Genomic DNA, 8813 nt, shown 5'->3' with positions numbered 1-8813 from the left:
GGCCTGCAAGTCGGCTTCGTGATTCGAAACCATCCGGTAGCCCAGAGTGAGCACCGGATTAAATAGATGTCCCCTAATGATAATTGGAACCCAGGAGAATAATATGAGTGGAAACCAGACGCGTCTGATGGCGATCAGTGACATTGTGAATCGTCAGCCTGCTGCTGTGGAAAAGCCTGAGCCGTTGAGCCGTATCTGGGCAACCGACGTCTTTAATATGGCGACGATGGAAGAAGTCCTGTCCAAAAATGCCTTCAAGGCGATGAAAAAAACCGTGCAGACCGGTGCGGCACTCGATCCTGCCACCGCTGATGTTGTCGCGGCTGCGATGAAAGACTGGGCCATTGGTAAAGGGGTGAAGTTTTTCTCCCATATTTTCTACCCAATGACCAATGCCACGGCTGAGAAGCACGATGGCTTTATTGTTACCAATTCTGATGGCGGGGCGATCACCGAGTTTACCGGTAGCCTGCTGATCAAGGGTGAGCCGGATGGCTCCTCATTCCCTAACGGCAGCTTGCGGATGACCAATGCGGCCCGTGGTTATACCGCCTGGGATCCGACCAGCCCTGCTTACATCATGCACACGGACAACGGCGCGACGCTGATGATCCCGAGTGTCTTTATGTCGTGGACCGGTGAAGCGCTGGATAAAAAAATTCCGCTGTTACGCTCCAACGCTGCCATGAACAAGGCCGGACAAAAAGTTCTGGCGCTGATGGGCGAAGCCGAAATCGCGACGCTGAACTCCAGCTGTGGTGCGGAGCAAGAATACTTCCTGGTGGACTCTGCACTGGCGGCGGCTCGTCCGGATTTGCTGTTGGCGGGTCGTACCCTGTTTGGTGCGCCATCGGCCAAGGGTCAGGAGTTTGATGACCATTATTTTGGTGCCATTCCTGAGCGTGTTCAGGTGTTTATGCAGGATTTTGAGGACAAGCTGTATCGCCTTGGTATTCCGGCCAAAACGCACCATAACGAAGTGGCTCCTGGCCAGTTCGAGATTGCACCGTATTTTGAAGCGGCTAACGTCGCATCCGATCACCAGCAACTGCTGATGACGTTGATGAAACTGACTGCCAAGCAACATGGCTTTATGTGTTTGCTGCATGAAAAACCGTTTGCCGGGGTGAATGGTTCTGGTAAGCACGTTAACTGGTCGGTGGGTAACGCCACGCAGGGCAACCTGCTGGACCCGGGTGATACGCCGGACAAAAACCTCAACTTCCTGCTGTTCTGTGGTGCGGTGATTCGTGGTGTTCACGTTTATGGCCCGTTGCTGCGTGCTGCGATTGCGTCGGCAGCCAACGACCATCGTCTGGGTGCGAACGAAGCGCCTCCGGCAATCTTGTCGGTTTATCTGGGTGATCAGTTGGAAAAACTGTTCATGGATATCAAGGACGGCGCGATCAATGAAACCGCCGATGGCGGTTTGATGGATTTGGGTCTGGATCAAATCCTCAAGTTTGAGCGTGATCCCGGTGACCGTAACCGTACCTCACCGTTTGCCTTTACCGGTAACCGTTTTGAATTCCGTGCGGTGGGTTCTTCACAGTCGGTCTCCGGACCTCTGGTGGCGATGAACACCATGCTGGCGGATTCCTTGGGCTGGATTGCGACCAAACTGGAAACGGCACTGGAAACCACCAGTGACAAGACCGAAGCCGTTATTATCGTGCTGAAAGAGCTGATGGAGCTGCACAGCAATGTCATCTTCGGTGGTGATGGTTATTCCAGCGAATGGCATACCATGGCGGTTGAAGAGCGTGGTCTGAAAAACATCCCGACCACGGCTGACGCCTTGCCTGCCTTCCTGGATCAGACGGTGATCGATCTGTTTGATTCAACCGGTGTGCTGACCCCTGTCGAGCTGGAAAGCCGCTATGAGGTGTATGCCGAGCAGTACGTGCTGTCGATTGAGGTGGAAGCCAAACTGGTGGTCAATATGGCGACTACCATTATTTATCCAGCCGCAGTCAGCTACCTGTCGAGCCTGACGGATGCGATTGCCGGGGCAGCTGAGCTGTCGATTGCACTGGACGCTTCTTTGGCGACGACTGTCGGCGAAAACCTTAATGGCATGATGGCTGCCGTGGCCAAGCTGGAAACCGCCATGGCAACTCATGACTTCGACTCTACCGAAGCGCACATGAAGTTCTGTGCTGATACGATTTGTAGCCTGATGCTGGAAGTCCGTGGCTTTGCGGATACGTTGGAAACTCTGGTTGCCGACGACATTTGGCCATTACCGAAATACAGCGAAATGCTGTTTATGCGTTAATCGCAGTCAGTTGCTTTAAACGGCGGTATCCAGATGTAGCGCCGGAAACATAAAGCAAACCCAGGCCTCTGGTGATCACTCACCAGGGGCTTTTTTGTGGCCGGTGGTTGTGTATTGGCCGCCGGGGAGATCGACTGTGGGCTATCGCGTGCCTGCGGCTTTGTTGAGCAATTGGATCAGTGTTTGTGCTTCTTCCTGGCTGAGCCGGTCCAGATACTGTTTGTTGCAGGCAATGGCCTGTTGCAGTACCGAGTGGCGGAGTTCCTTGCCTTGTTGGGTGAGGTAAATTTGCAAGGCCCGGCGACTGGTCGGGTGCGGGCGACGTTCAACCAATGCCATTTTTTCCAGGGTATCGAGGGTGCGGGTGGTGGTGTAGTGCGCGGTCATGCAACGTTCGGCCAGTTCGGTCTGGGTCAGTCCTTCTTCTTCCCACAGGGCAAACAGAGTGGGCCATACACCAATATTGAGTCCCATGGTTTTTAACCGTTGATCCAGATCCTCGGCCAGTTGTTTGCCCAAAACGGCGATTAGCCAGCCCAGGCTGTTGTGTCTGGGCAGGATCAGGTCTTCTGCATAACTTGTCATATAAACACTCTCATCGAAATGGCCAGGTAGCCAACGGACATACTGATACTGATGAATAGTAACCCGGCGGCAAGGCGCTTGCTCTGCAAACGCGGTGGTTGTCCACGGATATCGCGGATGCCGGTGATCATTGCCTGAGTCAGGCGTTCACCTTTGTATTCATGCCAGCACACAGCCAGCACATGCAAACTCACGGCAATGGTGATCAGTATCGCCAATTGTGTGTGGATGAATATCGCCCAGCGAGCGGCGGTTCTGCTGGCGTCGGCGTTGAATAGCTCTGAGCCGACCAGCCCAGAAATTATCTGGCCAGCCAGTAACAGCAGTAAGGCCAGCACCATGATGGCACCCATAGGGTTGTGCCCCGGTATGCTGCTGGCTCGTCCTTGCAGGTAGCCAGGCAAGCGTTGAATGGTGCTGATTAACTGGCCGAAACGTGTGTTGCTGCTACCCCATAAACCCCATTGGACTCGCCAGAGCCACAAGATCAATAAGGCGTAGCCCGCCAGTTGGTGCAGCCCGGCTGAGCCTCTGCCAGTCCAGCCGGTGATCAGCAAGGTGATGACCAGACCCGCCTGTAACCAATGATAGAGACGCACGGGCAAATCCCAGATTCGCATAAAGGATGACCTCCCTGGTAGTTCCTGTTCTAACAGTTGCTATTGCAATAGTTGCATTTGCAAAATAACATAAGTCACGTCATAGGCAAACCACGAGGACTCACTTATGAAACACCTGATCGTATTGTTATTGCTGGCTGCATCTGCTGCTACTTATGCCGAGCACCCTGCGGTGGAGCAGCGCCAGCAACTGTTTGAAGAGATTGAAGAGCAGACGGACTATCTGGAGCAATCGGTGGATGACGAACACTGGTCTGAAGTCGAAACCACGGCGCTGAAGCTGGATCAACAGATACAGCGGTTACTGACGCTGTTCCCGCCAGAGTCCTCGGGAGAGGGTAGAAGCCGGAAAGCGGTGTGGCGGCATTGGGATGCATTCGAGCGGGATATGATGAGCTGGCAAATGGCGTATCGAGACATCGCTGCTGCGGCAGTGGCAGAGGTATCCAATGAGGATGCGTTGGACCAGATATCATCGGCCTGTCGTTCCTGCCATCGCAAATATCGTTCTTTATGGTGAGGTGATTATGAAACTTCAACAAGCACATATCTGGTTTGCCAGACTGGCCATGGCTCTGATCGTTACTTTTTGGGGCAGCACGATTGTGGTCGAACTGATCGGCGATCCGGATCTTATTTATCAGGTTAAAAATGCCATTTTTTACGCGATCTGGTTACTGGTACTGGCGATGGCTGTGACTGGTATCAGTGGGGCCAAACTGGCTGGAACCCGCAGCAGTGGACTGATTGGCCGCAAGAAAAAGCGCATGCGGTTTGTGGCACTGAATGGTGTTTTTATCCTGATCCCAGCAGCGATTTACTTGCGCTCACTGGCTGCGGCAGGGGATTTTGGCAGCACTTTCTATACCGTACAGGCGCTGGAGCTGTTGGCCGGAGCGGTGAACCTGACCTTGATGGGGTTCAATATCCGCGATGGTTTAAGGCTCTCGACAGCCACCCAAAAGCCGATGGCGGCCGAGGGTTCAGGCTGACTTGGGCTGTGCCGGAGCAGGGTTTTCCGGAGTATTGAAAGTGACCATACCGTTGCTGACGGCTTTTTTCGTAGTAGAAAATAATTGTTTGTGTGTTAAACAGTTGTGGTTCTTCTGTTGTTGAGTGTGTAGAGTATCCGGCAGGTTACAGCGAAGCCGAACCTGGCTTCGCTGTAACCGCGCTACCGGTGCATATAACAACAATATCACCCGAGATTGGATAACAGGGGACACCATGATGAACATCGACGACATTATTGCTATCGACTTCCATACCCATGCAGAAGAGCCCTGCAGCTGTGACCGGGATGATGGCTACTATCAGTTTCAGGAAGACTTCGCCAAGTACTTCAAGAATCCGGCTGGCCACAATATGATGCCAACGGTGCAGGATACGGCTGATTATTACCGTGATAAAAAAATCGCAGCGGTGATTTTTCCGGTGGATGCTGAGCGTGAGACTGGCTTCAAGCGTTACGACAATGAAGAAGTCGCGGCGATTTGTGCGGAAAACAGCGATATCCTGATTCCCTTTGCATCAATCGACCCGGCCAAGGGCCGTATGGGAGCACGGGAGGCTCGCCGACTGGTGCGTGAGTTTGGTGTGAAGGGGTTTAAATTTCATCCCACGATGCAGGGTTTTTATCCTAACGACCGTTCGGCCTATGTGCTGTATGAAGCCATTGCGGAAGAAGGTGCCGTGGCACTGTTTCACACCGGTCAGACCGGGGTCGGAGCCGGTGCTCGTGGTGGTATGAATATGCGGCTGAAGTACTCCAACCCGATGTTGCTGGATGATGTGGCGGCGGATTTTCCGGATATGCCCATTGTGGCAGCGCATCCGGCATTCCCCTGGCTGGACGAGCAGTTATCTGTCGCGACTCATAAGCCGAATGTGTACATTGATATGTCGGGTTGGTCGCCGAAGTATTTTCAGCCCATCTTTGTTCAATACGCCAACAGTATCCTGAAGCACAAGATGCTGTTTGGCTCTGATTGGCCGGTCATTACGCCTGATCGCTGGATTCGGGATTTTGAGAAGCTTGATATCAAGGAAGAAGTGCGGCCGCTGATCATGAAAGAAAATGCCGCCAGGCTGCTGGGTTATATGAAGTAGCGAGCCGGGATGGCCCCTCGCATGTCATACAGGCTCTGTATGCCACAGGAGGGATGTTATCGGAGGGATGTTATGGCGAGTACGGTTATTGGCGCTCAGCCAGACGTGATCGCGATAAGCATCAGTACTCGATCCAGGTGGTTTTTAGTTCGCTGTAGTCATTCAGGGCGTGCAGGGATTTATCGCGGCCATTGCCGGATTCACCAAAGCCACCGAAGGGCACGGTAATATCGCCACCAAAGTAGTTGTTCACTCCCATGGTGCCGGTACGGACACCGTTGGCAACCGTGAGCGCGGTGCTGATGTTCTGACTCCAGACGGCACCGGCCAGACCATAGCGGGAGTCGTTGGCGATACGGATGGCGTCAGCGGCATCGCTAAAGGGGATAGCCGATACTACTGGGCCAAAGATTTCTTCCTGGGCAATGGTCATGCGGTTGTCGACATCGGCAAACAGGGTCGCTTGATGGAAGCAGCCACCCAGGCCGGTGTTGGTGGCGGACTCGCCTCCCAGTACCAGCCGTGCGCCTTCTTGCTGGCCAATCTGAATGTATTGCTGGATGGTGTTGATCTGGTTCTGGTCGATGACGGCACCCATGCGGGTGTCGGGGTCGAGAGGGTTGCCCGGAGTCCAGCTCTGGCTGTGTGCCATCATCCGTTCGATAAAGTCATCGTAGATCGATTGCTGGATCAGCAAGCGTGTCCCGGCGGTGCAGGTCTGGCCGCAGTTGTAAAATCCGGCGACGGCAGCCCATAACGCGGCTTTGTCGAGGTCGGCATCGGCAAAGACGATGTTGGCGCTTTTGCCACCCAATTCCAGAAAGGTGCGTTTCAGGTTGCTTTGGCCAGCGTACTGCATCAGCAGTTTGCCAACGGCGGTGCTGCCGGTGAATGTCTGGCCATCGATATCCGGATGCAAGGACAGGTGTTTGCCAAGGTTGATGCCATCGCCGGGCAATACATTGAGTACGCCGTCGGGCAAACCGGCTTCCGTCGCCAGTTGCGCCAGCTTCAGGGCTGTCAGCGGGGTTTTGGGGTCGGGTTTGAGAATCACCGAGTTGCCGGCAGCCAATGCCGGGGCCAGTTTCCAGGCGGTGGTCGAGAGCGGGAAATTCCACGGCACAATCGCCAGCACTACTCCCAGAGGTAAACGCTGTACCAGCGCCAGAGTGCCAGGCGCGGTAGGGGCGATTTCGCCGTATACCTTGTCGATGGCTTCTGCTGTCCAGCGGATGGTATTTACCGCGCCGGGTACATCGATGTTCAGGGTGTCGCTGATGGGTTTGCCGACATCGAGGGTTTCCAGCAGCGCGATTTCTTCCCGGTGCTGTTCAATCAAGTCTGCCCAACGCACCATGATGCGTTTGCGATCGCTGGGAGCCATGGCAGACCAGGCGCCACTGTTAAAGGCTTGGCGAGCGATGCGAACGGCGGCATCGGCATCTTCCGGGGCGTTATCCGGCAGCTCGGCCAGTATGGTACCGGTCGCCGGGTTGAAACAGGGCTGAGTCGCGCCGCTGAGCGCGGCCGCTGGTTTGCCATTGACCCAGGCGTACGCCGGGATTGTGATCTCGCTGGCTTTGGCGGTCCAGTCGGCACAGCAGGTCGGGCTTGTCAGGTTCTCGCTCATGGCACAGTCTCCGGATCATAAAAACAGACCCTATTGTGCGGGCTACAGCATGCCAGAGGTATATATCCTGATGGGTAGTTTTAGGTGTTCAGGTTGGCTGCTGTCTTTATTCTTTGGCAGGGCGCATCGTGGCAGCGTACATCTTGGCAGGGCGTCTTGGTAAGATGCATAGTCAGTAGGGCGCATCCGGTTTACCCTGTTGATGCAAGGATTGCACTGTCTGGATAAACAGAGTGCGTGCGCGGTTCGGCTGGCTGGTGCGTTTGCTGATCACGGCTGCGCCGAGGGAATAATGCCGGGTCTGTGGGCATATGGCGCGTAGTTGCCGGTCCTGTACGTAGGGGGCGGCAATATTTTCGGGTAGAAACGACGCATAGATACCGGACCGTATCAGGGCGACGCGGGTTTCGTAATGATAGGAAACCGCGGCAAGGTTCATGGCAGCGATTTGTTGATACACCTCTTCATGGGGTTGCAGTCCGGCATGAACCAGCGGAATGGCGTTGATCTGTGTGTTACTGATATGGCTGTCATCCTGATGAAACAGCGGGTGGCTGGCGCCGCAGTAGAGGTAGCAGCGGTCGCTGAACAGGTGGATATAATCCAGCCCTTCCAGTTGCCGGTGATAGGGAATAAAGGCCAGATCCAGTTCATCGTTGAGTACCTTGCGTTCCATCTCGATCATATGTGAGACGTCCACCGTTACTTCGACCGCGGGTGCCTGGTGGGCGTAGTGGTTGATGATGGCGGTGAACTGGCAGCGAGGGTCGTTGGCAAAAGAATCACTCAGTGCCACACGCAACTTGCCCGATGGCGTCGAACTGAGGTTGTTGATGGTGTTGCGGAAGCCTTCCAGCGCATCGAGTAGTTGTTGTGTTTGCTGGTAGATCACTTCGCCTTCTTTGGTCAGGGCGAATCCCCCTCGCCCCCGGCGACACAAGATCAGATTCAGTCGTGATTCCAGATTGGCAATGTGAATGCTGATGGTTGGGCGGCTGATATTCAGTAGGGTTTCGGCAGCACTGAAGCCGCCGCAGTCGGCAACGGCCTTGAATACCTTGAGTTGTCTGATTTCATAATCCCCCAGCTGGCCCAGGGCGTGTTTGATGGCCATTACAAAAGTGTGCCTCTGCGTCGGTATGGTCAGTACGGTACCTGGCAGCAGAATGTCAGGCGTATTTACATCATTATCATGGTGGGTTTGATGCATTGTGTCGTCAGGTCTTGTTACGGTGGCAAGCAAGCCTGCAACGCTGGTGTTACGGAATCTGGCAATGTGGATTATTCGCTATTCAGTAACGTCTACAGACTGATGAGAGTACAGTCCACCGCTGTTGATGTCACAGATTGGATACCTTGAATGCTTCTGTTCTGACGGCAAGGCATGATGCCAGCGGATATCAACATGGTTGTTAATACACCGTTATATCGTTTACTTGGCCTGTCAGTGTTGTGTGGCCGCATGATGTTACCGGTTGTGTTGTGGCCCCTGACAGGGTTTATGGATTAGGGGATATCTATTTAATCCGGTGCTCACTCTGGGCTACCGGATGGTTTCGAATCACGAAGCCGACTTGCAGGCCTGACGGGT

Annotated in this window: 8 protein-coding genes; 4 read left to right on the top strand and 4 right to left on the bottom strand. The window is 54.3% G+C overall.

Annotation, left to right across the window (positions count from 1 at the left end; all coding sequences use genetic code 11):
* The first annotated feature begins 103 nt into the window (after positions 1 to 103).
* Positions 104 to 2278, top strand: coding sequence for a glutamine synthetase III (locus tag Q8W32_RS16375; RefSeq protein ID WP_305415665.1), 2175 nt, complete (start codon positions 104 to 106; stop codon positions 2276 to 2278).
* A 141-nt stretch (positions 2279 to 2419) separates the two neighbouring features.
* On the opposite strand, the gene Q8W32_RS16370 is transcribed toward Q8W32_RS16375, so the two are convergent.
* Together Q8W32_RS16370 and Q8W32_RS16365 are read right to left on the bottom strand one after the other, a co-directional pair.
* Entirely contained in the window at positions 2420 to 2863 is a 444-nt protein-coding gene (locus tag Q8W32_RS16370; RefSeq protein WP_305415664.1) for a MarR family winged helix-turn-helix transcriptional regulator, read from the bottom strand.
* Positions 2860 to 3483: a cytochrome b/b6 domain-containing protein gene (locus Q8W32_RS16365; RefSeq protein WP_305415663.1), complete on the bottom strand. Its 624-nt coding sequence runs from the start codon at positions 3481 to 3483 to the stop codon at positions 2860 to 2862. The genes Q8W32_RS16370 and Q8W32_RS16365 overlap by 4 nt, the downstream gene beginning before the upstream one ends.
* A 106-nt stretch (positions 3484 to 3589) precedes the next feature.
* Here Q8W32_RS16365 and Q8W32_RS16360 point away from each other — a divergent pair, with 106 nt between their 5' ends.
* From Q8W32_RS16360 to Q8W32_RS16350, 3 genes are all read left to right on the top strand, one after another.
* Positions 3590 to 4003 carry a cytochrome c gene (locus tag Q8W32_RS16360; RefSeq protein ID WP_305415661.1) on the top strand — a complete coding sequence of 138 codons (414 nt, stop codon included), beginning with the start codon at positions 3590 to 3592 and terminating at the stop codon, positions 4001 to 4003.
* Positions 4004 to 4010: 7 nt separating this feature from the next.
* Positions 4011 to 4475: a hypothetical protein gene (locus Q8W32_RS16355; RefSeq protein ID WP_305415659.1), complete on the top strand. Its 465-nt coding sequence runs from the start codon at positions 4011 to 4013 to the stop codon at positions 4473 to 4475.
* 235 nt (positions 4476 to 4710) lie between these two features.
* Positions 4711 to 5592, top strand: a complete 882-nt coding sequence (locus Q8W32_RS16350) for an amidohydrolase family protein (protein WP_303433613.1) — start codon at positions 4711 to 4713, stop codon at positions 5590 to 5592.
* A 121-nt stretch (positions 5593 to 5713) separates the two neighbouring features.
* Here the strand turns inward: Q8W32_RS16350 and Q8W32_RS16345 are convergent, their stop codons facing one another.
* Complete coding sequence (locus tag Q8W32_RS16345) at positions 5714 to 7222, bottom strand: aldehyde dehydrogenase (RefSeq protein ID WP_305415656.1); 1509 nt, start codon at positions 7220 to 7222, stop codon at positions 5714 to 5716.
* A 172-nt stretch (positions 7223 to 7394) separates the two neighbouring features.
* Positions 7395 to 8336, bottom strand: coding sequence for a LysR family transcriptional regulator (locus Q8W32_RS16340; RefSeq protein WP_305415655.1), 942 nt, complete (start codon positions 8334 to 8336; stop codon positions 7395 to 7397).
* Positions 8337 to 8813: the final 477 nt, after the last annotated feature.

This window comes from Oceanobacter sp. 3_MG-2023 (genome assembly GCF_030688925.1).
In the GTDB taxonomy this organism is placed as follows: domain Bacteria; phylum Pseudomonadota; class Gammaproteobacteria; order Pseudomonadales; family Oceanobacteraceae; genus Oceanobacter.
Note: the sequence above shows the minus strand (reverse complement) of the source record. Positions and strands in the feature narration are given on the sequence as shown.